Raw genomic sequence first — 1,297 nt, forward strand, 5'->3', positions numbered from 1 at the left:
ACCAACAGAGGAAAACCATGAAACGGACGACATCATTTTATTCGGCATTGGCGGTCGGTTTACTGACTGCGACGGTTGCGGCATCGGAGACGGAACTGACAGTTTACACCGCTGTCGAGGCGGAGGATCTGGCGAGGTATGCAGAGACGTTCAACCAGAGTAACCCTGATATCAAGATCAACTGGGTCCGGGACTCGACGGGGATCATCACCGCGAAACTGCTGGCTGAACGTGACAACCCACAGGCGGATGTGGTCTGGGGGTTGGCGGCGACCTCTCTGCTGCTGTTGAAATCCGAAGGGATGCTGGAGCCTTATGCCCCGGTTGGCGTAGACAAGCTGGATGCGAAATTCGTCGATGGTGACAACCCGCCTGCCTGGGTTGGCATGGACGCCTGGGTTGCCTCGGTTTGCTACAACACGGTTGAGGCGGAAAAGGCCGGGCTGAAGCCGCCCACTTCGTGGAAGGACCTGACTGATCCGATGTACAAGGATCAGGTGATCATGCCGAACCCGAATTCGTCTGGCACGGGGTTCCTTGATGTGTCCAGCTGGCTTCAAATGTTTGGCGAAGAAGGTGGCTGGGAATACATGGATGCGCTGCACGAGAATATTGCGCGCTACACCCATTCCGGCTCGAAGCCTTGCAAACTGGCGGCGGCGGGTGAGATCCCGATTGGTATCTCTTTTGCGTTCCGTGGGGCGAAGTCCAAAGCTGATGGCGCACCGCTGGAAATCATTGTGCCTTCGGAAGGCGTCGGCTGGGACATGGAAGCAACCGCGATTGTGGCCGGTACCGCAAATCTGGAAGCCGCGCAGAAGCTGGTGGACTTCACCGTCACCAAAGAGGCCAACGAGATGTACAATACCGGCTATGCGGTCGTGGCGTATCCCGGCGTTGCAAAACCGGTTGAACACTTCCCAGAAGGTCTTCTGGATGCGATGATCAACAATGATTTCGAGTATGCCGCCAACAATCGCGCGGCAATCCTGAAGGAATGGCAGTCTCGCTATGACGGAAAGTCTGAAGCGAAATAATTCCATTGGCAGGAGGGGCTTTTGTGCCTCTCCTGCCCGCCACTCTCTTGTTCCCACCAACACAACCAACTCACCCGGCGCGCACCAGCCAGGATCGGTCGTGCCCGAGGTGCAGATGTGAGGACCTCTCCCGTGCTTCAGAAAACACCACCCGGTGAACTGTATCTCAGCATCCAGAATTTGTGGAAAGCGTTCGGCAGCTTTCTGGCACTCAAGGACATCTCTCTTGAAATCAAAGAAGGTGAATTCATTTGTTTCCT

1 protein-coding gene is annotated in these 1,297 nt (G+C 55.7%); it reads left to right on the forward strand.

From position 1 onward, the window contains the following. Positions 1-17 precede the first annotated feature (17 nt). Complete coding sequence (locus ACR0AD_RS21100; protein ID WP_480484969.1) at positions 18-1,037, forward strand: putative 2-aminoethylphosphonate ABC transporter substrate-binding protein; 1,020 nt, start codon at positions 18-20, stop codon at positions 1,035-1,037. Positions 1,038-1,297 lie beyond the last annotated feature (260 nt).

The sequence above is a fragment of the Ruegeria sp. BH8 genome (genome assembly GCF_056538065.1).